At 72.5% G+C, this 22759-nt stretch carries 20 protein-coding genes; 17 read left to right on the top strand and 3 right to left on the bottom strand.

Going from position 1 to position 22759, the window contains the following annotated elements:
- Positions 1 to 132 precede the first annotated feature (132 nt).
- Positions 133 to 1458, bottom strand: a complete 1326-nt coding sequence (locus tag ACGF13_RS21315; protein WP_392877315.1) for a radical SAM protein — start codon at positions 1456 to 1458, stop codon at positions 133 to 135.
- Between the two features lie 639 nt (positions 1459 to 2097).
- Between ACGF13_RS21315 and ACGF13_RS21310 the strand changes: the two genes are divergently transcribed.
- Positions 2098 to 3441 (top strand): family 2 encapsulin nanocompartment cargo protein terpene cyclase, encoded by a 1344-nt coding sequence (locus ACGF13_RS21310; protein ID WP_392877313.1) that lies wholly within the window; start codon positions 2098 to 2100, stop codon positions 3439 to 3441.
- 102 nt (positions 3442 to 3543) lie between these two features.
- Positions 3544 to 4422, top strand: a complete 879-nt coding sequence (locus ACGF13_RS21305; RefSeq protein WP_392877311.1) for a geranyl diphosphate 2-C-methyltransferase — start codon at positions 3544 to 3546, stop codon at positions 4420 to 4422.
- Positions 4423 to 4557: 135 nt separating this feature from the next.
- Here the strand turns inward: ACGF13_RS21305 and ACGF13_RS21300 are convergent, their stop codons facing one another.
- Complete coding sequence (locus tag ACGF13_RS21300; protein WP_392877309.1) at positions 4558 to 5202, bottom strand: dihydrofolate reductase family protein; 645 nt, start codon at positions 5200 to 5202, stop codon at positions 4558 to 4560.
- 293 nt (positions 5203 to 5495) lie between these two features.
- Here ACGF13_RS21300 and ACGF13_RS21295 point away from each other — a divergent pair, with 293 nt between their 5' ends.
- The 12 genes from ACGF13_RS21295 (at position 5496) to ACGF13_RS21240 (ending at position 16661) form a co-directional block, all read left to right on the top strand.
- Positions 5496 to 6566, top strand: coding sequence for a phosphatidylinositol-specific phospholipase C domain-containing protein (locus tag ACGF13_RS21295; RefSeq protein ID WP_392877307.1), 1071 nt, complete (start codon positions 5496 to 5498; stop codon positions 6564 to 6566).
- A gap of 133 nt (positions 6567 to 6699) precedes the next feature.
- Positions 6700 to 7092: a ribonuclease domain-containing protein gene (locus tag ACGF13_RS21290; RefSeq protein ID WP_392877306.1), complete on the top strand. Its 393-nt coding sequence runs from the start codon at positions 6700 to 6702 to the stop codon at positions 7090 to 7092.
- 129 nt (positions 7093 to 7221) lie between these two features.
- The gene (locus ACGF13_RS21285; protein ID WP_392877304.1) at positions 7222 to 7572 is read left to right on the top strand and encodes a 5-carboxymethyl-2-hydroxymuconate Delta-isomerase; all 351 of its coding nucleotides are present in this window, start codon (positions 7222 to 7224) and stop codon (positions 7570 to 7572) included.
- An 89-nt stretch (positions 7573 to 7661) separates the two neighbouring features.
- On the top strand, positions 7662 to 8186 hold the full coding sequence (locus tag ACGF13_RS21280; protein ID WP_392877302.1) for a hypothetical protein: 525 nt from the start codon (positions 7662 to 7664) through the stop codon (positions 8184 to 8186).
- A 73-nt stretch (positions 8187 to 8259) separates the two neighbouring features.
- The gene (locus ACGF13_RS21275; RefSeq protein WP_392877300.1) at positions 8260 to 8781 is read left to right on the top strand and encodes a hypothetical protein; all 522 of its coding nucleotides are present in this window, start codon (positions 8260 to 8262) and stop codon (positions 8779 to 8781) included.
- On the top strand, positions 8781 to 9932 hold the full coding sequence (locus ACGF13_RS21270) for an MAB_1171c family putative transporter (protein WP_392877298.1): 1152 nt from the start codon (positions 8781 to 8783) through the stop codon (positions 9930 to 9932). The genes ACGF13_RS21275 and ACGF13_RS21270 overlap by 1 nt, the downstream gene beginning before the upstream one ends.
- A 324-nt stretch (positions 9933 to 10256) precedes the next feature.
- The gene (locus tag ACGF13_RS21265) at positions 10257 to 10541 is read left to right on the top strand and encodes a hypothetical protein (RefSeq protein ID WP_392877297.1); all 285 of its coding nucleotides are present in this window, start codon (positions 10257 to 10259) and stop codon (positions 10539 to 10541) included.
- A 5-nt stretch (positions 10542 to 10546) separates the two neighbouring features.
- Positions 10547 to 10825, top strand: coding sequence for a hypothetical protein (locus tag ACGF13_RS21260; RefSeq protein ID WP_392877295.1), 279 nt, complete (start codon positions 10547 to 10549; stop codon positions 10823 to 10825).
- Positions 10826 to 10928: 103 nt separating this feature from the next.
- Positions 10929 to 11855: a hypothetical protein gene (locus tag ACGF13_RS21255; protein ID WP_392877293.1), complete on the top strand. Its 927-nt coding sequence runs from the start codon at positions 10929 to 10931 to the stop codon at positions 11853 to 11855.
- Positions 11856 to 11908: 53 nt separating this feature from the next.
- A complete protein-coding gene (locus tag ACGF13_RS21250) occupies positions 11909 to 13279 on the top strand; it encodes an FG-GAP repeat domain-containing protein (protein ID WP_392877291.1) in 1371 nt (456 codons plus the stop codon).
- A gap of 56 nt (positions 13280 to 13335) precedes the next feature.
- Positions 13336 to 15399, top strand: coding sequence for a glycoside hydrolase domain-containing protein (locus tag ACGF13_RS21245; RefSeq protein ID WP_392877289.1), 2064 nt, complete (start codon positions 13336 to 13338; stop codon positions 15397 to 15399).
- A 275-nt stretch (positions 15400 to 15674) separates the two neighbouring features.
- Positions 15675 to 16661 (top strand): LuxR C-terminal-related transcriptional regulator, encoded by a 987-nt coding sequence (locus ACGF13_RS21240; RefSeq protein WP_392877287.1) that lies wholly within the window; start codon positions 15675 to 15677, stop codon positions 16659 to 16661.
- 224 nt (positions 16662 to 16885) lie between these two features.
- Here the strand turns inward: ACGF13_RS21240 and ACGF13_RS21235 are convergent, their stop codons facing one another.
- Positions 16886 to 18490 (bottom strand): alpha/beta hydrolase, encoded by a 1605-nt coding sequence (locus ACGF13_RS21235; protein ID WP_392877285.1) that lies wholly within the window; start codon positions 18488 to 18490, stop codon positions 16886 to 16888.
- Positions 18491 to 18636: 146 nt separating this feature from the next.
- Between ACGF13_RS21235 and ACGF13_RS21230 the strand changes: the two genes are divergently transcribed.
- From ACGF13_RS21230 to ACGF13_RS21220, 3 genes are all read left to right on the top strand, one after another.
- Positions 18637 to 19989 carry an MFS transporter gene (locus ACGF13_RS21230; protein WP_392877283.1) on the top strand — a complete coding sequence of 451 codons (1353 nt, stop codon included), beginning with the start codon at positions 18637 to 18639 and terminating at the stop codon, positions 19987 to 19989.
- Between the two features lie 206 nt (positions 19990 to 20195).
- Positions 20196 to 21011 carry an SAM-dependent methyltransferase gene (locus tag ACGF13_RS21225; protein WP_392877600.1) on the top strand — a complete coding sequence of 272 codons (816 nt, stop codon included), beginning with the start codon at positions 20196 to 20198 and terminating at the stop codon, positions 21009 to 21011.
- 119 nt (positions 21012 to 21130) lie between these two features.
- Positions 21131 to 22756, top strand: a complete 1626-nt coding sequence (locus ACGF13_RS21220) for a purple acid phosphatase family protein (protein ID WP_392877281.1) — start codon at positions 21131 to 21133, stop codon at positions 22754 to 22756.
- Positions 22757 to 22759: the final 3 nt, after the last annotated feature.

Below are 22759 nucleotides of genomic sequence, written 5' to 3'. Positions count from 1 at the left end.
GGGGGGGGCGGGGGCGGGGCCGGGGCCCCCACCCCCCCCCCCCCCCCCCGCCCCCCCCCCGGCGGGCGCGGCCGGGCCCCCCCCCCCCGGGGGGCCGCCCCCCCCCCGGCCCCCCCGCCACCGGGTCGTACCTCAGCCGGTCAGCGAGTCCATGAAGGAGCTCACCGAGAACACCGCCTTGCCCGGGCCGGCCGGGCCGTAGCCGGGCGGGGAGGAGAGGCCGAACTCCTCCAGGGTCGCCCGATAGGTCTGCAGCAGCCGGATGTGGTACTCCAGCGGCGCGCCCTGCGGGTTGGCCTTGCCGAGCGGGGTGGTGGGCTCGGGGCACCAGGTGGTGAAGCGCGGCACCACGCCGTGGGACATGAAGTAGCGCAGGCCCTCCTCGGTGGAGGCGATCGCCTCGTCCACCGTGGTGAAGCCGAACGGCTCGGCCATCTCCACGCCCGCGACGAAGTTGGGGATCACGTTCTCCGGGCCGAACACCTCGGTGGAGTCGAGGATCCTGCGGTGCCACTCGTCCCGGCCGACGTAGCGCTCCTTGCCCGGGCAGTAGAGCTCGAACAGCCGCTTGTCCCACACCTCGAAGTTGGGGTGGTAGATCCGCACGCCGTAGTCGTGGAAGCGCTGGACGTCCTCGCGCGGCAGCGCCTGGGCCACCACCTTGCCGATCCAGCGGCCGGGGAAGCGTTCCTCGATGGCCTTGGCGTACTGCCCGTAGAAGTCGGCCTCGTCCCGGCCGCCGACGTGCGAGGTGATCGCCCCGCCGGTGAGGGTGTACGCCTGGGAGGCGCGGGCGGTGTCGTGCTGGTCGATCAGCGCCAGCGCCTCCAGCACCTCCTCGACCGGCTTGACCCCGGTGTACGGGCGGCCGGCGGCCTTGTGCTGGCGCCAGTTGTGGTTGATGTCGCAGTACTGGCACTCCTCCTTGGCGCCGAAGTACTGGCAGACCCGGAACACCGTGAGGTAGATCAGGTAGCCCCACTGGATGGTCGGGGCGACCTCCATCACCGACTTCCCGTTGGCCAGGGTGTGCCGGTAGTAGTCCGGCATCGGCGGCAGGCCGACGTCGGCGATCCGGGCGCCGTCCAGGTACAGGCCGAGCGTGCCGTCGTCCCCGGCGCCGACCCGGTACGGCGAGTCCGGGTTCACCCGCACCGAGACCACCGTGCGGCGCAGCCCGTACGGCCCGCCGGTCAGCACGACCTCCTCCGGCGGCCGGTTGAGCGCGGCGGCGCCCAGCTCGGGCAGGGTGCGGTGGTCGAAGGAGAAGATGAAGTACGACTTCGGCTTGACCTCGCCGCCCCCGTCGGCGCCCGCGCTGCCACTGAGCGCGGACTCGTCGAAGGCCATGCCGCCGCGCAGCAGGTCCTCCTTGATCACCGCCTCCCGGGGCACGTCGGGATAGCGCTCCATGAGCGCCTCGACGAGTGCGGTGCGACTGCGGGCCTGGCTCTCCATGCGCTGGTCTTCCTTCCTGGCCCCGTGCTCACGGCGCCGAGCCCATTCTGGTCCCCCGCACCGGAGCGGTCGTGCACCGGGCCCGGAGATGACCGACCGGTCCGTGCTGCGGGCCGGGGCCGGGCGGCGCCTCGGCCCGCGGTGTCACGGCGCACGGGGCTCCCAGGGCGCCGGTGTCAGGCGCTGCGGATACGCGGCCAGCACGTGGCAGGCGCCGCCGGTCATTAGATCTCGCATTCGAACAGCCCCCGCCATGACGGGCACAACGCCGAAGGCCGGAGCGGGACACGGCCGGGTTCCACCGGGTTGACGCGGGCGGCGGCGGGGTCGGGCGGCCGGGTCGGGGAAGGGGTGCCAAGGCGTGGGGCGGGACGATGCACGGCTGCGGCACATTCAAACGCCGTCAGCATGAACGTTCACCCTATCGGGTGAGGAAGATCGTCCGTTGCGATGCGGAACGCGCCTTCGCGCCTACGGTGGGGAACCGAGCGAGACGGGGGCCGGAAACCGGTTTCCCCGTCGCGACGGGCGAGCTGACGTCCCGTCATATTGTGCGACCCCTTCCAGAGGAGGCTCCATGCCCCTGCGTGCCAGAACGGACACAGCATCCGGGCCCGTCACCGTTCCGGCGGTGGGCCCATGAGCTCGCCGGCGATCGAACGGATCCTGGGCGGGCCCAGCGGACTGGGCACCTCCGGGCTGCGGTTCGGGTCGCAGGTCCCGGCCCCCGAGGCCCCGGTGGTCGAACCTCCGGCCGCCGGGGTTCCCGAGTCCGAGGTCTCGGCTGCGGAGACCTCGGCTCCCGGCACCGCGGCGGAGCCCGCCGCCGCGACGCCCGACATCGCGGTGCCCGAGGTCTCGCTGCCCGAGACCCCCGGGTTCCAGGTGCCGTCCGGCCATGTCCTGCCCGTCCCGTCCGCGCTGACCGCGACGCCGCGTCCGGCCGCGGCGGGTCCGACCGTCCACGGCCCGGCCGCCGCGGCCACGAGTGGCAAGCCGAAGAGCGGCGACCCGATCCCCGGCCTGTACCACCACCCGATCGCCGAGCCCGACCCGGTGCGGGTGGAGGCGCTCAGCGCGGAGATCAAGGTCTGGGCGATGGAGGAGGTCGAGCTCTACCCGCCGGAGTGGGACAAGGACTTCGACGGCTTCTCCACCGGGCGCTACATGGTGGCCTGCCACCCGGACGCGCCGAGCGTCGACCACCTGATGCTCGCGGCCCGCCTGATGGTGGCCGAGAACGCGGTGGACGACTGCTACTGCGAGGACCTCGGCGGTTCGCCGATCGGCCTGGGCAGCCGCCTGCTGCTCGCGCACACCGCCCTGGACCCGCTGCACACCACGACGGAGTACCACCCGGACTGGGAGGCCTCGCTCTCCTCGGACGCGCCCCGGCGCGCCTACCACTCCGCGATGGAGTACTTCACCCGGGCCGCCACGCCCTCCCAGTCGGACCGGTTCCGGCACGACATGGCGCGGCTGCACCTCGGGTACCTGGCCGAGGCCTCCTGGGACCAGGCGGACCACGTCCCGGAGGTGTGGGAGTACCTGGCCATGCGGCAGTTCAACAACTTCCGCCCCTGCCCGACGATCACCGACACCGTCGGCGGCTACGAGCTGCCGGTCGAGCTGCACGCGCTGCCCGCGATGCAGCGGGTGATCGCACTGGCGGGCAACGCCACCACCATCGTCAACGACCTGTACTCGTACACGAAGGAGCTCGCCAGCCCCGGACTGCACCTCAACCTGCCGGTGGTGATCTCCGAGCGTGAGGGCGTCTCCCGCAAGGAGGGCTACCTGAAGGCGGTCGAGGTCCACAACGAGCTGATGCTGGCCTTCGAGGCCGAGGCGGCGGCCCTGGCCGTGTCCTGCCCCGTGCCCACGCTCGTACGGTTCCTGCGCGGCGTGGCCGCGTGGCTCGACGGCAACCACTACTGGCACCAGACCAACACCTACCGCTACACGCTGCCGGACTTCTGGTGACACCACCCCTTCCGGTGGGCCCTACCCCCACCGGCGGCGCGACTGCCTTGACGACCGATCCCTTGACGACCGATCCCCTGACCATCCGCTAGGAGCTGACCCATGTCCGTGACCGACGACATCACCACCCCCGGCAACGCCATCCCCGGCCCGGCGACTCCGTACCAGGGCGACATCGCACGCTACTGGGACCACGAGGCCCGTCCGGTCAACCTCCGCCTGGGTGACGTCGACGGCCTCTACCACCACCACTACGGCATCGGTGCGATCGACCAGGCCGCGATCGGCGACCCGGCCGACAGCGAGCGCGAGAAGAAGGTGATCGCCGAGCTGCACCGCCTGGAGTCCGCCCAGGCCGACGTGCTGCTGAGCCACCTGGGCGACATCCGCGCCGACCACACCCTGGTCGACGCCGGTTGCGGCCGTGGCGGTTCGATGGTGATGGCGCACCAGCGCTTCGGCTGCCGGGTCGAGGGCCTGACCCTCTCCGCCCAGCAGGCCGACTTCGGCAACAAGCGCGCCGCCGAGCTGGGCATCGGCGGGTTCGTCCGCTCCCGGGTCGCCAACATGCTGAACATGCCGATCGAGACCGGCTCGGTCGCGGGCTCCTGGAACAACGAGTCCAGCATGTACGTCGACCTGCACGACCTGTTCGCCGAGCACTCCCGGGTGCTGAGCGTCGGCGGCCGGTACGTCACCATCACCGGCTGCTGGAACCCGCGTTACGGCCAGCCGTCGAAGTGGGTCTCGCAGATCAACGCCCACTTCGAGTGCAACATCCACTCCCGCCGCGAGTACCTGCGGGCGATGGCCGACAACCGCCTGGTGCCGCAGGCCGTCATCGACCTGACCCCGGACACCCTGCCCTACTGGGAGCTGCGGAACACCACCTCGCTGGTGACCGGCATCGAGGAGGCGTTCATCGAGTCCTACAAGGACGGCTCCTTCCAGTACGTGCTGATCGCGGCCGACCGGGTCTGACCCGGTAGCGCCGCTGCGGACGCCGTGATCCGGAGGCTGTGATCCGGAGGCTGTGATCCGGTAGCGACGCACCACGACGGCGGCGGCCTCCCCGTACCCGCGGGGAGGCCGCCGCCGTCGTTTCGTGTCCGGGCCCTATGGCCGGGTGAAGGTCAGGTGGGTGACGCCGCTCGGACTCGCCACCGCCTCGCTGTGGAAGCGCCGCTCCAGCCCCTCGAGTTCGGTCCACAGCGGCTCGCCCCGGCCGAGCAGCACCGGCACCACGACCACGTGCAGGTGGTCGACCAGATCGGCCTCCAGGAAGGCCCGGACGGTGCTCGGGCCGCCGCCGATCCGCACGTCCAGGCCGCCGGCCGCCTCCCGGGCCCGGCGCAGCGCCTCCTCGGGTGAGGCGTCGACGAAGTGGAAGACCGTCCCGCCCTCCATCTCCAGCGAGGGGCGCGGGTGGTGGGTGAGCACGAAGACCGGGGTGTGGAACGGCGGGTTCGGCCCCCACCAGCCCCGCCAGTCCTCGTCCTGCCAGGGGCCGCGCTGCGGGCCGAACTTGTTGCGTCCCATGATCTCCGCGCCGATGCCGTCGCCCCAGGTGCGGGCCAGCGCGTCGTCCACGCCGGTGTCGCCGCCCTCCTTGCCCTGCATCCGCCGGAACGCCCGGGTTTGGAAGAACCAGGTGTGCAGCCGGTCGGCGGCGTGGCCGAACGGCGCGTCGAGGCTCTGCCCCTCACCCGTGCCGTAACCGTCCAGGGAGATCGAGAAGTTGTGGACCCGGACCAAGGACATCGCTTCCTCCGCAGCTGGTGCCGGGGGTTCGGACCGGCCGCCCGCACCCCGCTCGCGGGACACGCTAACCAGGTGTCGCGGACTGATGACGGTCCGTCACCGTCCCGTGGGCGTGGCGGGTGCGACGGGTGGGGAGCGCGTGGAGGAAGGGGAGGGGTGCGGGGGAGAAGCTGTGCAGCCGTCACGTTATTGTCGTGCCTTCTTCATTCGGAGCACGCCCCGGCGGGCGATGCTTCGTCAGGCTGCCCGGGAGAAGGGCGGCCGGCATCCCACGACTTGGGGGGACCGTTCCGATGACCGTACGCCGCACCCTGACCGGATTCCTGGCCGCCGGCCTGCTCGCCGCCGCGGCGGCGCTGATCCCGACCGCCCCGGCGGACGCCACCACGGCCGGGTCGGGCGACCTGCCGTTCGGCTCCGCGACCACCGTCGGCATCCACAACACCTACGACCCGGCCGCCTTCCCGTACCTGGCCCAGGGCCTGGACACCGGCACCGGGATGATCGAGCTGGACCTGTGGCCGAACATCATCACCAAGCAGTGGCAGGTCAGCCACTCCAACCCGTTCGGCAACTCCAACAACTGCACCGCCGCCGGCACCCCCGGGCAGCTCTACACGGGCGGCACCGACCAGAACCTGGAGAGCTGCCTGGACGACGTCCGGGTCTGGCTCGCCGCGCACCCGGGCGCCGGGCCGCTGGTGATCAAGCTGGAGCTGAAGCCCGGCTACTCGGCCAACCTCGGGATGGGCCCGGACCAGCTGGACGCGTTGATCGCCCAGCACCTCGGTTCCGCCGTGCTGCGCCCGGCCGATCTGCTGGCCAAGCCCGGTGGCGGCTCGTACCCGAACGTCGACGAGGCGGTGCGGGCCGGCAACTGGCCGAGCCGCTCGGCGCTGGCCGGGAAGGTGCTGCTGTACGCGATCCCGGGCACGGTCGAGCTGGGCAACCCCTTCGACACCCTGCACACCGACGTCGAGCAGGGCCGGCACCTGCGGGACCTCGCGGCGGCCGGCCGGATCGGCCAGGCCCAGGTGTTCCCGTCCGTGCTCGGCGCCGCCACCGGCGACCCGCGCGGCCAGTACACCGGTGGCGACGCGTCGATCCGGCCCTGGTTCGTGGTCTTCGACGGTGACGCCTCGACCTACGTCAGGACCATCGACACGGCCTGGTACGACAACGCCCACTACCTGCTGGTGATGACGGACTCCCACCTGGTCGCCCCGGAGATCAGTGCCACCGACCCGACCGCCGACCAGGCGCGGGCCCGCACCGAGCAGCTGGCGAAGGCGCACGCGAGCATCGTCTCCAGCGACTGGCGCCGGCTCCCCTCGGTGCAGTCCCTGGTGCTGTCGCGCGGCTGAGGCCGGCGCGGCGGCCGGGCCGGGGCTCGGCGGCTGACCGGGTCAGGACACCGGAGGGTACGCCGAGTTGACCGGAGATGAAGAATCGGAACGGGGCTTCCGATGGCCCGGGACGGCCGCCATCCTGATTGTCATGACCCGAACTCTACGCGCGTGGAAGACCCGCGTCGCCGCCACCGCCGCCGTCGCCCTGGTCACCCTCGCGCCGATCGCCGTCGCCACCGAGGCGCACGCCGCGGTGAGCGGCTCGGTGTGCCTCTCCGCGCTGCCCTCGCAGGCCCACACCACCCTCGACCTGATCGCCTCCGGCGGTCCCTTCCCGTACAGCCAGGACGGCGTCGTCTTCCAGAACCGGGAGCGCGTGCTGCCCGCGCAGACGTCCGGCTACTACCACGAGTACACCGTGGTCACCCCGGGCTCCCCGACCCGCGGCGCCCGCCGCATCGTCACCGGCAAGCAGTACCACGAGGACTACTACACCGCCGACCACTACGTGACCTTCCGCAAGGTGAACTTCGGCTGCTGACCCGGCCACTGTTCCACCTGTCACACCCCTCCTGGGCCCCGGCGCGGCACCCCGCGCCGGGGCCCGGGGCGCGTCCGATAGCGTCGTCGGCGTCGGGCGAGGTGTCCGGCGACGACTCCTGGAGGTTCCGTGCCGCAGATCCTGGTCGACCACTCGGCCGAACTCGACTTCGACCGGGCGGCGCTGGCCGCCGAGGTCCACCAGGCGATCACCGAGGTGATCGACACCACGGTGGCGGACTGCAAGACCCTCTTCCGCCCCGCCGGCGGGCACCACGTCGGCGACGGCACGAGCGGCGAGGCCGCGGTGCTGGTCGAGGTGAAGATCCTGGCCGGCCGCAGCACCGAACAGCGCGCCGAACTGACCGCCCGGGTGCTCGCCGTCCTGCGCGCCCGGATCGACCGGCCCGCCGCCATCGGCGTCCAGGTCACCGAACTCGACCGGGACACCTACCGGTTCCTCCACCACCCCGGGAGCTGAGGGCCCCGGGATCCGAGAGCTCCAGGACCGAGCCCGCTACCACCCGACGGGTGCCGACGGTATCGTGGCCGGTTCGAGGAGAGGGACAGATGGTGAGGGCTGCAGCAACGGGCGGGCCGGAGGACCCGGTCGACCGCGCCTCGGCGATCGCCAGCCGACTGGAGCGGTTGATGGCCCGGGAGGCGGCCAGATCGGGCGGGCGCCCCCCGGCGTACCGGGAGATCGCCGACCGGATCAACCGCATGGCGGGCCGGGACGTCATCTCGCGCGACACCGTCCGCAACCTGCACCTCGGCCTGAACCAGAAGGGCCAGGCCTCCAACCCCACCGTGGACACGCTGGACTGGCTGGGCCGGGGCTTCGGCATCAGCGCGGGCGCCGGCTACTTCCTGGACGACGCCAAGGCCTCCGTGGTCGACGAGCAACTCGACCAGCTGGAGCGGATCGGCGAACTGCGGCGGGCCCTCGGCAACGACGGCGTGGTCAGCCTGGTCCAACGCGCCTCCGCGCTCTCGGACGGCAGCCTGCGGGTGCTGCTCGCCCTGGCCGACAACCTCCGGCAGGTCGAGGAGCGCGCCGCGGGAGCGGAGCCGGACCCGAACGCCGGGGACTGAGCAGGACCACACGTCCATCCGTCCGGTCCCTCCGTCCGGTCCGTCTCCTCCACGACTAGGAACACCCTGCCCCATGGCGTTTCCCCGCGGCCTGCGCCGTCGCTGCGAGCAGCGGCTCTCCGCGCTGAGCCTGCCCGACCCGTTCACCGTCGAGGGCTTCCGCGCGCTGCTGGAACAGGAGCGGGGGCGGCCCATCGTCCTGGAACCGCTGCCCGCGCTCGGCCCCGACCTGCCCTGCGGGCTGTGGATCGCGCTGCCCAGCGTGGACGTCGTCTACTACGAGCCGCGCACCAGCCCGGCCCACCGGGACCTGATCAAGCTGCACGAGCTCGGCCACGTCCTGTGCGGCCACACCGGCACGTTCGAACTCTCCCGGCTGTCCGCCCTGCTGCCCGATCTGACGCCCGAGCTGATCGCCGGGCTGCTCGGCGCGGGCCGGACCGGCTACCACACCGCCGAGGAGCAGGAGGCGGAGATGATCGCCCTGCTGCTGGCCGACCTGGTCGGCACGGACGACGGCCCGAGCGCGGTCTCCGGCCGGCTGGCCGCGAGCCTGCTGCACCCCGTACGCCCGCCCCGTTGGAGGAAGGCCTGATGCGCCCCCTGTTCACCTGGCTGATGCCCGCACTGGCCTGGGCGGTCGTGCTCTGGCGGACGCCCACGGCCTTCGCCACCCGGGCCAACCGGGCGCTCTGGGGCGGCTTCGTCTCGATCGCGCTGGGCGTCAGCGTCAGGCCGCAGGTCGTGGAGACCGGGCTGGCGCAGCTGACCCAGGTCCGGGACGTGACGCTGCTGCTCAAGCACCTCGCCGGGGTCGGGGCCGCCTACTTCCTGCTGGAGTACGTCCAGGCCGTCCGCCGGCGTCCGGAAGGACGGGGCGCCGCCCGGGGGCGGCTGCTGTTCACCTGCGCCGCCGCCCTCGCCCTCACCCTGCTGTTCTTCCTCGTCCTCCCGCACGACTACGACGGCGCCTTCGGCATCGACGCCCACTACGGGGACCCGGGGGTGGCGGCGTACCTGGGGGTGTACAACCTCGCCTTCGCGGTGGCCACCGCGCGGGGCGCGGCGCTCTTCTGGGCCAACCGCGCGAGCGTCCCACGCGGGGCGGTGCGGCTCGGGGTCACCCTCCTGGCGGCGGCGAGCGCCACCGGCCTGTCCTACACGCTCTACCGGGTGTACTTCGTGCTGAGCAGCGGGGACGCGACCGAGCTGGACGCGGACGGGAAGCCGGTGCCGCTCACCGACACGGTCTGCGAGCTGCTGCCCGCCCTGATGATCGTCCTGTTCGTGCTCGGCGTGACCGTCCCGCCCCTGGGCGCCCTGGTCGGCTACGTGCGCGACCAGTACGCCCTGTGGCGGCTGTACCCGCTCTGGGCGGACGTCGTCAGGGCCGTCCCGCAGGTGGTGCTCGGCACCCCGAACAGCCGGCTCCGGGACCTGCTGACCCCGGGGGACCGCTCGGTCGACCTCGCCCACCGGGCGTTCGCCATCCGGGACGCCGTCCTGGTGCTGCGGGAGGACACGCCGACCGGTGGAGGAGCGGTGCTGCTCGACGCGAGCGAGGACCTGGCCCGGGTCGAGGCCCGCTGGCTGCGCACGGCCGTCCTGCACCGGACCCGCGACCTGCCCGCTCCGGCGCCTCCCGCCGCCCTCACCGGTGCCGCCACCGGCGGCCGCACCCCGCGCGAGGAGATCGCCTGGATGCTCACCGTCGCCGCTGCCTACCGGAACCTCGGCGACGACTGAGAACCCCGGGCCGACGGGGCCCGACGCCCGGTCAGGAGTCGGGCCCCCGGCGGCGCCACCGGGAGTCCCCTCCTGTGTCTCCCGGTCGACGGCCGCCGAATCGGGGTTCGATGCCCCCGGGCCGTGACGATCATAATCGCTGCCGTGATCGGTGGCACCAAGCGGCCCGACCCATAGGTGACAGCCCGTACCCGTTCCCGGGGGACGGCCGGACCAGCAGGATTGTGGTCAGCGGGGAGAACGGACGGGAGGCCAACTCCCGCACCCCGCAGACCTCGGGGGCCGCATCGGCCCGCCCCATCGTTCCTGTCCTGGGAGACCTCCATGTTCCGCGCCGCCCTGAAGCTGTCCGCCGGTGCCGCCGCCGTCCTGCTGCCGCTCGTCTGCGCCCCGGCCGCCGTCGCGGACGGTACTCCCGCCGCGGCCGGGACCGCAGTCACGGCCGCGGCCGCGGGCACGGCCGACGGCGGCGCGTCCTCGGAGGTCATCGGCTGGGACGGGCCGACGAACGTGATCGGGTGGGACGGGCCGACGAACGTGATCGGCTGGGACGCGCCCCCGAACGTCATCGGGTGGGACGGTCCGCAGAGCGTGATCGGCTGGGACTGAACCCCGTGCGGATCGTGTTCGCCCTGCTGGAGGCCTCGGGGGCCGGCCCTCCGGCCGGATCGCCCGAACCCGCCGGCCCGGTCGTCGAGGACCTGATCTGGGCTCACACCAGACCCTGTGAGGGGCTCGAACACCTCACCGTCCGGCTCACCGCCGACGGCATGGAGCTCTACTTCTTCGTCCGCTCCCACTCCGAGGAGGCCGCGTTCGCCACGGTGCGGACGCTGCTGGAACGAGTGCGCGAACCGCTCTCCCGGCACGGCCTCGCCCTGATCCGCCACTGATCCCCGCTCCGGCGACCGGATCGGCCCGTACCCGGCGGACCGTCACCATCCATGTCGTGACGTGCACACGTCACAATCTGCCCTGTCCCAGGAGGAGCCCGCCATGGCCACCACGAAGTCGAACCTCGTCCGCGCCGCCGTCGCGCTGTGCGCCGTCACCGCGGGCGGCCTCGTCTGGGCCGGTCTCGACACCGGCGCCGAAGCCTCGGCGGTGCCGCCCGCCCGGGCCGAGGCCGGCGCCGCGGCTCCGTCGCTGACGCCCTCGCCGCCCGCCTCGGCCGCCGAGGCCGGGGCTCCCACCGAGGCGGCGCCCGAGGCACCGTCAGAACCGGCCGGCCAGGCCGCGCAGGCCCCGCCCTCCGCGGAGGCGGCCCCGGACGCGCCGGCCGGCCCCGCACCGGGCACGGCCGCGCCCGCCCCCAAGGGCGGGGAGCGGGCGCCGGCGGCCCTGCCCGCTCCACTGCCGCCCGCCCAACTGCCCGCCAACGCCGCCGCCTCGTGGAAGCCGATCGCGCCGCCCAACACCCAGGCCGTCACCCACGACGTCCGCCTCAACGAGTGCGCCACCGTCAAGGGCGCCACGACCTGGCAGCAGCAGGGCTACGTCAGCGCCTTCAGGACCCCCGCCATCCAGGACACCTTCAGTTACCGCGACGCGGCGGCGGCCCAGCAGGCGTACGCGGACCTCCGCGCCGCGATGGACGCCTGCCGGGACACCTCCCGCGCCCTGCAGTGCGAGGCGAAGCTGCCGCAGGACGCCGAGGTCACCACCACGGCGACCACCGACGACGGCACGGCCTACGCGCGGCAGTGGACGGCGGTCGCCGGGCAGTCCGCCCCGGGCCCGCAGACCGGCCACGTCTACCTGGTCCGCCGGGACAACGTCCTGGCCGTCATCCAGTTCGCCGTCCCCGACGGCACCCCCGGTACCAGCGGCGCGGGCGCGCCGACCGAAGCCGAGGACCGCAGCGCCCTGACCGGCCTGGCCGACCGGCTGAGCACCGCGCCGGCCGCTCCGCAGCAGCACTGACAGCACCGTCACCGGGCGTCATCGCGACGCCGACACCGAGAAGGAGAACCCTCATGTCCCGTTCCTCCCGCACCTCCCGCGCCGCAACCCGTTCGCTGGCGGCCCTCGTCGCGGCCTCCGCCTGCGCCACCGTGTTCACGGCCGCGGCGCCGGTCCAGGCGGCGTCCAGCGCCGGCGGCACCATCACCCGCAGCGAGGTCCTGGCCCGCGCCCAGAGCTGGGTGGACCAGCACGTCCCGTACAACCAGGGCGGCTGGTGGACCGACAGCAACGGGACCTACCGAGAGGACTGCTCCGGGTACATCTCGATGGCCTGGCACCTGACCAGCAGCCTGGTCACCCAGACCCTGCCCAACGTGTCCACGAAGGTCCCGTTCTCCGACCTGAAGCCGGGTGACGCGCTCGACTACACCGCCGAGCACACCTTCCTGTTCGCCGGCTGGACCAACAAGGCCAACGGCGACTTCACGTACTACGCGGAGAGCAACCGCAACGACCCCACCCACGGCCCGACCCGCGCCAACATCAACAGCAGCAGCGTCGAGGGCTGGCCCACCAGCTACTACGTCGGCCTGCGCTACAAGAACATCGTCGACGACGCGGTGCCGGAGCCGCCCAAGCTCCGCCTCGACTTCAACGGTGACGGCAAGGCCGACGTCGCCGGAAAGCTGTCGGACGGCAACCTGCTGCTGTGGACGGGCAACGGGAACGGGACGCTGAACACCGCGAGCGGCTACAGCATGTGGCCGGGCACCGGCTTCGGCCAGGTGAGCGAGATGGTGGCGGCGGACTTCAACGGTGACGGCAAGACGGACATCGCCGGGAAGCTGTCGGACGGGAACCTGTTGCTGTGGACCGGTAACGGCGACGGGACGCTGAACACCGCGAGCGGCTACAGCATGTGGCCGGACAACGGCTTCAAGGACGTCAGCAGCCTGGTCGCGGGCGACTTCAACGGTGACGGCAAGGCCGACATCGCCGGGAAGCTGTCGGACGGCAATCTGCTGCTGTGGCTGGGCAACGGCAACGGCACGCTGGACACCAAGAGCGGCTACAGCATGTGGCCCGACAACGGCTTCGGCCAGGTCGGCGAGATGGTGGCGGCGGACTTCAACGGTGACGGCAAGACGGACATCGCCGGGAAGTTGTCGGACGGCAATCTGCTGCTGTGGCTGGGCAACGGCAACGGCACGCTGGACACCAAGAGCGGCTACAGCATGTGGCCTGACAACGGCTTCAAGGCCGTCGACAACCTCGTCGCCGACGACTTCAACGGCGACGGCAAGGCCGACATCGCGGGCAAGCTGTCGGACGGCAACCTGCTGCTGTGGACGGGCAACGGCAACGGCACCCTGAACACCGCGAGCGGCTACAGCATGTGGCCGGACAACGGCTTCAAGGCCGTCGACCCCCTCATCGGCTGACGCGGCGCCGCGAACCCGTGACCGAACTCCCTTCCACACACGACAAGGTGATCCCCATGCGTGCCCGCCGCGCCCTGCTCGCCGCCGCAAGCTCCCTCGTGCTCTCCGCCGTCACCGTCGGAGCGGCCGTCGCCGCCCCGACCCCGACCGTCCCGTCCGACACCCAGTCGGTGACCTACCTGGGCCACCGGTTCACCGTTCCCGCCGACTGGCAGGTGGTCGACCTCGCCGCAGACCCCACCGCCTGCGTCCGCCTCGACCGGCACGCGATCTACCTCGGCACCCCCGGCGAGGGCATGAACTGCCCGTCAGGCCTGATCGGCCGCACGGAGACGCTGCGCGTCCGGCCGGCCGACGCCGGCTCCGCGCCCGGCGTCACCGCCGACCCGATGAGCCGCGAGTTCACCGCCACCGCGGGCGGCCTCCGGGTCACCGCCACGTACGGGGACGACGAGGCACTGGTCCGCTCCGTCGTCGCCGAGGCGGGACTGCCGTCCACGGCGGCGGCGCCCGCCGCAGCCGGGAAGAAGCCCTCCGCCGAGGCCCCGTCCGCCGACGCCTCCTCCGCCGAGGCCCCGGCCGCCGGGGTGCAGGCCCTCACCACCACGGTTGCCCTCCCGGCCGGCAGCACCGACTTCACCGGCAAGGGCTTCGACGCCTGCACCGCCCCTTCGTCCGCGCTGATGCGGGCCTGGAAGTCCGCCTCGCCGTACGGAGCCGTGGGCATCTACATCGGCGGCGCCGAGCGGACCTGCACCCAGGACAACCTCACCGCGGACTGGGTCCGCCAACAGGCCGGCGACGGCTGGCGGTTCCTGCCGATCTACGCGGGCGTCCAGGCCCCGCGGATCACCAACTCCGCGAGTCAGGGCGCGGCCGCCGCCGACGACGCCGTCGCCAAGGCCCAGGCGCTCGGCTTCGGCCAGGGCAGCCTGCTCCACTACGACATGGAGAACTACGCCCCCCAGTACAGCTCGTCGGTCCTGGCCTTCGTCTCGGCCTGGACCAGCCGGCTCCACGAGCGCGGCTACAAGTCCTCGGTCTACAGCTCCTCCTCCAGCGGCATCGCCGACATCGTCCGGAACCGGGACAAGGGCTACGCCATCCCGGACGTGCTCTACTACGCGAACTGGAACGGGAAGGCCGACACCGCCGACCCGTACGTCCCGGGCGACCTGTGGGTCAATCACTCCCGCGTCCACCAGTACAGCGGGGACGTGACGGAGAGCTGGGGCGGCTACACCCTGAACATCGACCGGGACTACCTCGACGTGGCCGTCTCCGGTTCCGCCCCGAACCCGCAGCCCACGGCCGACCCGGCCCGGGTCGACTTCAACGGTGACGGCAAGCGCGACATCGCGGGCAAGCTGTCGGACGGCAATCTGCTGCTGTGGACCGGCAACGGGAACGGGACGCTGAACACCGCGAGCGGGTACAGCATGTGGCCGAACAACGGGTTCGGCCAGGTGAGCGAGATGGTGGCGGCGGACTTCAACGGTGACGGCAAGACGGACGTCGCCGGGAAGCTGTCCGACGGGAACCTGCTGCTGTGGTCGGGCACCGGCAACGGGACGCTGGACCCCACGACCGGCTACAGCATGTGGCCCGACAACGGCTTCAAGGACGTGCAAAGCCTGCTCGCGGGCGACTTCAACGGTGACGGCAAGGCCGACATCGCGGGCAAGCTGTCGGACGGCAATCTGCTGCTGTGGACCGGCAACGGGAACGGGACGCTGAACACCGCGAGCGGGTACAGCATGTGGCCGAACAACGGCTTCGGCCAGGTCGGCGAGATGGTGGCGGCGGACTTCAACGGTGACGGCAAGACGGACATCGCGGGCAAGCTGTCGGACGGCACCCTGTTGCTGTGGACCGGCAACGGGAACGGGACGCTGGACCCGACGACCGGGTACAGCATGTGGCCGGACAACGGCTTCAAGGCCGTGTCCGACCTGGTGGCGGGTGACTTCAACGGTGACGGCAAGGCCGACATCGCGGGCAAGCTGTCGGACGGCAACCTGCTGCTGTGGACCGGCAACGGCAACGGGACGCTGAACACCGCGAGCGGGTACAGCATGTGGCCGGACAACGGTTTCTCGCAGGTCAGCGACCTGCTCTGAGCGCAGGCGCACGACCCGACGCGGAACCGAGGAACAGAACCGAGAGCCTGATCCCCGGAACCGGGCCCCCACCGTGCGGCGGTGGGGGCCCGGTCGGCGTTCACCCGTGGCAGGCCGTGGCAGGCCGTGACAGGACCGGCAGGGACCGGGCGGGGCCGGGCGGGGCGTGCCCATGGGTGGAATCGGTTGGTGCCAGGTGAAGGAACGGGGAACGGCGATTATGATCGTCACCGGTGGGGATCGCCGACGCCGACTGTGGAGCTGGGGGATGCGAAGTGCTGGAAGCGTTCGGGCTGGACACCTGCACGGAGAAGGTCTACCGGGAGATGCTGGAAGGGGCCTCCAGTCGTCTCACCGATCTCGCGGAACAGGTCGGCGTCACCGAGTCACAGCTCCGGGACGCGCTCGACCGACTGGTCGAACTCGGCCTGTTGGCGCCGTCCAGGGAGGCGGTCGGAGGGCTCCGGGCCGTCAGCCCCGAGGCGGGCCTCGCCCACCTGCTCCACCGTCAGGAGGAGGAACTGGCCCGGCGGCACCACACCCTGGCGGCCGGTAAGGCGGCCGCGGCCAGGGCGGTCGCCGAGTACTCGGCGCTGCGCCCCGACACCGACCGGGACGGCAACGAACGCCTCGTCGGCCTCGACGCCATCCAGGGCCGGCTCGAGATCCTCACCCGCCGGCTCCACACGGAGTGCCTGTCGATCATCCCGGGCGGCGCCCAGTCCGAGGAGAGCCTGGCGGCCTCGCGGGTGCTCGACGAGCAGGCCCTGAGGCGGAACGTGCGGATGTGCGCCGTCTACCAGGACAGCGTCCGCAACGACCCGGCCACGCTCGCCTACGCCCAGTGGACCACCGAGCGCGGCGGCGAGGTCAGGACCAGCCCGATCCTGCCCGCCAGGGTGCTGATCTTCGACCGGGTCACGGCCCTCGTCCCGATCGATCCGGACAACTCCCGGCTGGGCGCGCTCTGCACCAGTTCGCCGGGAATGGTGGCCACCCTGGTCGCGCTCTTCGACCAGACCTGGGACACGGCCGTTCCCCTGGGTGCCGCGCGCGAGCGGGCGCCGGAGGACGGCATCGCCCCGGGGGACAAGGAACTGCTGCGGCTGCTGGCGTCCGGGATGACGGACGAGGCCGCGGGCAAGCGCCTCGGGGTCTCGATGCGGACGGTGCGGCGGCAGATGGCCGGGCTGATGGAGCGCCTGGAGGCGACCAGCCGGTTCGAGGCCGGGCTGAAGGCGGCCCGACGCGGCTGGCTCTGAGCCCTTCGTGACTGCGAAAGCGGCGGCGGGGGGGGGGGGGGGGGGCCCCGCGGCGCCCGCGCCCCCGGGGGCGGGGGGCGACTGGGGGGGGCGAGGCAGGGGTGGGGCCGCCCGGGCGGGGGGGTGCGGGCGGGGGGCGGGGGCGCGCGGGCGGGGGGCGGCCCGGGGGGGGGGGGGCGCCCGCGCCCCCCCCCCCCCCCCCCGCCGCTGGGTGGCTCGAGCGGTCAGTCCGTCGGGCAGTGGATGCCGGCGGCCGGGACGGTGCCGTCCAGCAGGAAGGCGTCCACCGAGGCGCGGATGCACTTGCTGGCTCCGTACCCGGTGTGGCCCTCGCCGTCGCGGCTGAGCAGGACGGCGTTGCCGAGCTCGGCGGTGAGCTTCTCGGCCCAGGCGTACGGCGTGGCCGGGTCGCCGGTGGTGCCGACGACCACGATCGGGGTGGCGGCGGCCGACTTGATCGTGTGCGGCTTCTCGGTGGCGCGGAACGGCCAGATCCGGCAGTCCGGGTCGAACAGCGCGGCCGTCGGGTCGTGCCTGCTGACCAGCGGGGCCTTGGCGGCGAGGTCGGTCAGCGCGGCCTGCAGGGCCTCTCCGGCCGGGGCGTCGGTGGCGCCGTCGGCGCAGTGGATGGCGGTGTAGGCGTCCGCCGAGGGGCTGTAGTGGCCGTCCTTGTCACGGCCGTTGTAGCCGTCGGCGAGGTCGAGCAGGTAGTCGCCCTTGCCGCGGACCATCGCCCAGCCGATGGAGTTGCGCAGGCCGGTCCAGGCCTTCTCACCGCCGTAGAGCCGGCTGAGCACACCGGTCCAGGCGATGCTGGAGGTCAGGGTGCGGCCCTTCTCCGTCTTGAGCGGCTTGTCCTTCAGCCCGTCGAGGAACGCGGCGAGCTTCTCCGCCGCCTGGTCGGGGTCCTTGCCGAGCGAACAGGCGTCCTTGGTGACGCAGTCCGCGGCGAAGGCCTTCAGGGCCCGCTCGAAGCCGGCCTGCTGCTCGATGTTGTGCTGGATCAGCGAGGTGGAGGCCGAGGTGGCGCCGTCCAGGACGACCCGGCCGACCTTGTCCGGGAACTCCTCGGCGTAGAGCGAGCCGAGGTAGGTGCCGTAGGACAGGCCGAGGTAGCTGAGCTTCTGGTCGCCGAGGGCGGCGCGCAGCACGTCCATGTCCCGGGCGCTGTTGCGGGTGCTGACGAACGGCAGGACCTGGGTGTACTTGGCCTGGCAGGCGTCGGCCAGCTGCTTGCCGTGGTCGGCGGTGGCCTGGTCGGTGTCCAGCCAGCCGTCCCGGGTCTGGTCGTCCAGGCAGTTGAGCGGGCTGGTGCCGGCGGTGCCGCGCGGGTCGAAGCCGACGATGTCGTAGCGGTCGTGCACCGGGCCGTCGAAGCCCTTGGGGTCGAAGGTGACCATCTGGACGCCGGAGCCGCCCGGGCCGCCGGGGTTGATCAGCAGCGAGCCGATCCTCTGGTCGGGCTTGGTGGCCGGGTTGCGGACCACGGCGACGTCCAGGGTGCCGGTGGCCGGGGCGGTGTAGTCGAGCGGGACCTTGAGGGCCGCGCACTGCAGCGCCGCGGTGTCCGCCTCGTTCCGCGCGTCCTTCGCGCACGGACCCCAGGCGAGCTGCTGGCCGTAGAAGGCCTTGAGCGCCGGGTCGGCGGCGCCGGTGGGCTTGACCGTCGGCGTCGGGGCCGTGGCGGCGCTCGGTGTCGTTGCGGCGGCCGAGGTGGTCGCGGGTGCGGCGGCGGTGCCGCCCCCGCTGGTGCAACCGGCCAGCAGGGCGGCGGTGGCGACGGCTGCGACGGCGGCGGGCAGGGCGCGCCGCGGGGTACGGGTGATCATGGAATGCACCGCACACAAATATCACCTGCCCGTCACGTCAGTCACATGGGATTCTCAGAGTGCCGCGCAAGGGCTCCGCGCGACGCCGTGCGCCCGGGTGTGACGAGTGATTCCCCCGGGGGTCCGAACGGTGCCATGCTGAGGTCATGACAGAAAGCAGTGCGGTGGCCCCGCTTCGTCAGCAGGCGCAAGCCGACGGGCGGCGACGGGAGTTGGCCGCGGCGACGGTCGGCTCGGTGGTCGAGTCCTTCGACTGGAGCATCTACGCCGTCCTCGCGCCCTACTTCGCGGCGGACCTCTTCGGGCACGGCAAGCACGGCGTCAGCGGCGTGCTCGGCGCGTACGTCACCTTCGCGGTGGGTTTCGTCGCCCGGCCGGTCGGCTCCTACCTGATCGGGCGGATCAGTGACACCCGGGGGCGGCGCTTCGCGCTCAGCCTCGGCATGGCGGTGATCGCCGTCGCCAGCCTGGGCATCGCCCTGATCCCGGGCCACGGCACCATCGGGATCTGGGCGGCGCTGCTGGCCGTGCTCGCGCGGATCGTCCAGGGCCTCGCCTTCGGCGGGGAGGCGCCCAGCGTCGCCGCGTACGTGACCGAGACCGCCCCGCCGCGGCACCGCTTCGCCTTCAGCTCGGTCTCCTACGGCGGGATCATCATCGGCTCGCTGCTCTCCTTCGCACTGCTCACCCTGCTGCTCCACACCATCGGCAAGTCCGGCCTGGAGAACGGCGGTTGGCGCTGGGGCTTCGTGGTCGCCGCGCTGCTCGGGCTGGCCGCCGTCTGGGTGCGGCGGTGGGCGCCGGAGAGCGCGGAGTTCCGCCGCGCCCGGGAGCACGCGCGCCGCTCCGCCCGGCCGTCGATCCTGCGGACCCTGCGCGAGCACCGCTGGGCGGCGCTCACCGTCTTCCTCAACACCCTGGGCGGGACGGTCGGTTACTACTTCGCGCTGGCGTACCTGCCGCAGTACGCCGCCGCCTACCACGTGATCGGCAAGGAGGAGGCGGCCTCCTTCATGACCGTGGTGCTCTGCGTCGTGCTGGTCACCATGCTGCTCACCGGCGCCGCCGCCGACCGCTTCGGCCTGCTGCCGGTCGCCCGGCTCGGATTCGGCCTGCCGATCCCGCTGGTCGGGGTGCTGCTCGCGGGGCTGCGCCAGGGCTGGCTGCCGTTCCAGGTCGTCGCCGTGGTGCTGGGGATGCTGGTGGCGACGGTGCTCGGCACGCTCAACGTCTTCACCGGACTGCTCTTCCCGACGGAGGTGCGGGCGGTCGGCCTCGGCGTGGTCAACGCGGCCACCATCGCCGCGTTCGGCGGCACCTTCCCGCTGTTCGCCGAGTGGCTGGGCTCCCGGCACCTGCTGGGCGTCATCCCGGTGTACGTCACCGTCTGCACGGCGGGGCCGGCCGTCGCGCTGCTGACGGCGATGAGGGTGCCGTCCTTCGCCGCGGCCGTCCGAGGGGCGGAAAGGGCGGTCCAGCGGACAGCGGAAACCGCCTGACGGACAGTCATCCGCTGTGGTTGAGTGGTCCGGACCATCGCTGAGCGGGGAGGGCGAGCGTGGACACGGACGCATCGGGTACCGACACATCGGGTACCACCACATCGGGTACCACCACACCGGGTTTCGACATACCGGGTGACGACATACCGGACTTCGACCTGTCGGACGACTGCGCGCCGGGCGCCGGCCTGTCGGAGAGCTGGCTGACCGAGCCCGGGTACGAGGAGCGGCCGCAGGTGGACCTGCACACCGACCGGGCGCACTCCGCCCGGGTCTACGACTACCTGCTCGGCGGCAAGACCAACTTCCCGGCGGACCGCGAGGTCGGCGACCGCGTCCTCGCCGAGCTGCCGGGCGTGCGCGCGGACGCCACCGCCGCCCGCGCCGTGATGCACCGGATGGTCCGCCGGCTCGCCGCGGTGCACGGCGTCCGCCAGTTCCTGGACGTCGGCACCGGCATCCCCACCGCGCCCAACCTGCACGAGGTCGTGCAGGCCGTCGACCCGGCCTGCCGGGTGGTCTACGTCGACAACGACCCGATCGTGCTCGCCCACTCGCGCGCGCTGCTCACCAGCACCCCCGAGGGCCGTACCGCCTACGCCCAGGGCGACCTGCGCGAACCGGAACGGTTCCTCGCCGACCCGGCGGTGGCCGCCACTCTGGACCTGCGCCAGCCGGTCGCCCTGACCCTGATCAACATCGTCCACTTCCTCTCCGACGAGGCCGTGCACCCGCCCGTCCGCAAGCTCATGGACGCCCTGCCCGACGGCAGCTTCCTCGCCCTCTCCGCCGCGACGGCCGACCTCGCGCCGGAGCGTGCCGAGATCGCCTCCCGCCGCTACGCGGAGGCCGGGATCACGCTCCACTTCCGCTCGCGGGAGCGCGTCGAGCGCTTCTTCACCGGGCTGGAGCTGGACGACCCGGGCGTCGTCCCGGTCAACCGCTGGCACCCGGAACCCGCCGGGGCCCGGGGCGGGGACGAGGTCGGGGTGTACGGAGGAGTCGGTCGCAAGGCGTAGCCGAAGCCCACCATTTCTGACGTTCCGTCAAATCGATCCGTCAAAACGATCGTCTTTACGTGCACATGTCATTAAAGTGACTGCCCGTCGAACCCCCCCACTCGACAGGCGGAGTTTTCATGACCATTGCACGCAGGTCCATCCTCAAGGGCACCTCGGCGGCCGGAGCCGCCCTGGTGGCGACGGGCACGACGGCGGCCGCGCAACCCGCGGCCGCCCAGCCGGCCGATGACGCCCCCACCAGCCCGCTGTTGCTGACCACCCCGCACCGCGCAGGAACGGCCGGAGTGGCCGGACTGCACCTCCAGTTCGGCACCGACGCCGGCACGGAGATGACCGTCTCCTGGCTCACCCCGCAGTCCGTGCGCCGCCCCCAGGTGCGGTACGGCTCGCCGGACGGCGGCCTCGGCCGGGTCGTCCAGGCCGAGACCCGCACCTACCGGGACTCGATCGACAAGGTCGAGGTGTACGTCCACCACGCGCGGCTCACCGGCCTGCGCCCGGGCACCACCTACCTCTACAGCGCCGGCCACAACGGCGCCACCGCCGAGACCGGCACCTTCACCACCGCCCCGCGCGGCCGTGCCCCCTTCACCTTCACCAGCTTCGGCGACCAGGGCGCGCCCAACCTCCGCCGCCGGATCACCTTCCCCGACGGCATGCCCTCCCCGCTCGGCAAGTACCCGGTGTACATGAGCAGCCAGGTCGGCACCTCGGCCTCCGCCGACATCGTCGCCGCCGTCGAGCGCGTCGGGCCGCTGTTCAACCTCGTCAACGGCGACCTCTGCTACTCCTCCTACGCCGGCCGCCACGGCCAGAGCCGCACCGCGACCTGGGCCGACTGGTTCATCGGCAACAGCCGGTCCACCCGGCTGCGGCCCTGGATGCCCTGCGTCGGCAACCACGAGAACGAGGGCGGCAACGGCCCGATCGGCGCGCTCGGCTACCAGGCCTACTTCGACCTCCCCGAGTCCTCGGCCTCCTCCGACGAGGAGACCAGGGGCATGTGGTACGCCTTCACCGTCGGCTCGGTGCGGTTCATCAGCCTCGCCAACGACGACGAGGCGATCCAGAACTCCGGCGACGTCTACCTGCGCGGCTACTCTGGTGGCGCCCAACGGCGCTGGCTGGAACGGGAGTTGCGGTCGGCCCGGAACAACCGGGGGATCGACTGGATCGTCGTCTGCATGCACCACCCGATGATCTCCAGCTCGATGCACGGCTCCGGCAGCGACCTCGGCCTCCGGGAGGCCTGGGGCCCGCTGTTCGACGCCTACGGGGTCGACCTGGTGGTCTGCGGCCACGAGCACTACTACGAGCGCTCCCACCCCGTGCGCGGCACCCTGCCCAACGACACCCGCACCCCGGTGCCGACCGGTACCCGCACCGACCTGATCGACACCGGGCGCGGCACCGTCCACATGATCATCGGCGCCGGCGGCAACACCGCCACCACCCAGGACGACCTCTTCCAACAGCCCAAGGGCCGGGTGGTGATGGGACTGGAGGACCCGAAGCCGGGTGCGCCGTACCGGGAGTCGATCTGGCTCACCGAGGACGCGCCCTGGGCCGCCGTCCAGGACCGCGAGCACGCCCACGGCTTCGCGGCCTTCGAGGTCGACCCGGGCGACCGGCGCGGCGGCACCACCACCATGAAGGTCACCTACTACACCTTCGACGGGCCGCACGGCGACCTCAGCCCGGTGGACACCTTCACCCTGTACCGGCGCCGCACGGACGGCTGACCG

It is taken from the genome of Kitasatospora sp. NPDC048286 (assembly GCF_043201735.1).
Lineage (GTDB): Bacteria > Actinomycetota > Actinomycetes > Streptomycetales > Streptomycetaceae > Kitasatospora.
Note: the sequence above shows the minus strand (reverse complement) of the source record. Positions and strands in the feature narration are given on the sequence as shown.

Excerpts from the sequence above, each read along its gene's own strand:
- ACGF13_RS21220 (WP_392877281.1), top strand. The coding sequence starts at position 21,131 with ATGACCATTGCACGCAGGTCCATCCTCAAGGGCACCTCGGCGGCCGGA.
- ACGF13_RS21235 (WP_392877285.1), bottom strand. The coding sequence starts at position 18,490 with ATGATCACCCGTACCCCGCGGCGCGCCCTGCCCGCCGCCGTCGCAGCC.
- ACGF13_RS21245 (WP_392877289.1), top strand. The coding sequence starts at position 13,336 with ATGCGTGCCCGCCGCGCCCTGCTCGCCGCCGCAAGCTCCCTCGTGCTC.
- ACGF13_RS21250 (WP_392877291.1), top strand. The coding sequence starts at position 11,909 with ATGTCCCGTTCCTCCCGCACCTCCCGCGCCGCAACCCGTTCGCTGGCG.
- ACGF13_RS21305 (WP_392877311.1), top strand. The coding sequence starts at position 3,544 with ATGTCCGTGACCGACGACATCACCACCCCCGGCAACGCCATCCCCGGC.
- ACGF13_RS21270 (WP_392877298.1), top strand. The coding sequence starts at position 8,781 with ATGCGCCCCCTGTTCACCTGGCTGATGCCCGCACTGGCCTGGGCGGTC.
- ACGF13_RS21300 (WP_392877309.1), bottom strand. The coding sequence starts at position 5,202 with ATGTCCTTGGTCCGGGTCCACAACTTCTCGATCTCCCTGGACGGTTAC.
- ACGF13_RS21295 (WP_392877307.1), top strand. The coding sequence starts at position 5,496 with ATGACCGTACGCCGCACCCTGACCGGATTCCTGGCCGCCGGCCTGCTC.
- ACGF13_RS21230 (WP_392877283.1), top strand. The coding sequence starts at position 18,637 with ATGACAGAAAGCAGTGCGGTGGCCCCGCTTCGTCAGCAGGCGCAAGCC.
- ACGF13_RS21290 (WP_392877306.1), top strand. The coding sequence starts at position 6,700 with ATGACCCGAACTCTACGCGCGTGGAAGACCCGCGTCGCCGCCACCGCC.
- ACGF13_RS21255 (WP_392877293.1), top strand. The coding sequence starts at position 10,929 with ATGGCCACCACGAAGTCGAACCTCGTCCGCGCCGCCGTCGCGCTGTGC.
- ACGF13_RS21280 (WP_392877302.1), top strand. The coding sequence starts at position 7,662 with ATGGTGAGGGCTGCAGCAACGGGCGGGCCGGAGGACCCGGTCGACCGC.
- ACGF13_RS21275 (WP_392877300.1), top strand. The coding sequence starts at position 8,260 with ATGGCGTTTCCCCGCGGCCTGCGCCGTCGCTGCGAGCAGCGGCTCTCC.
- ACGF13_RS21310 (WP_392877313.1), top strand. The coding sequence starts at position 2,098 with ATGAGCTCGCCGGCGATCGAACGGATCCTGGGCGGGCCCAGCGGACTG.
- ACGF13_RS21315 (WP_392877315.1), bottom strand. The coding sequence starts at position 1,458 with ATGGAGAGCCAGGCCCGCAGTCGCACCGCACTCGTCGAGGCGCTCATG.
- ACGF13_RS21265 (WP_392877297.1), top strand. The coding sequence starts at position 10,257 with ATGTTCCGCGCCGCCCTGAAGCTGTCCGCCGGTGCCGCCGCCGTCCTG.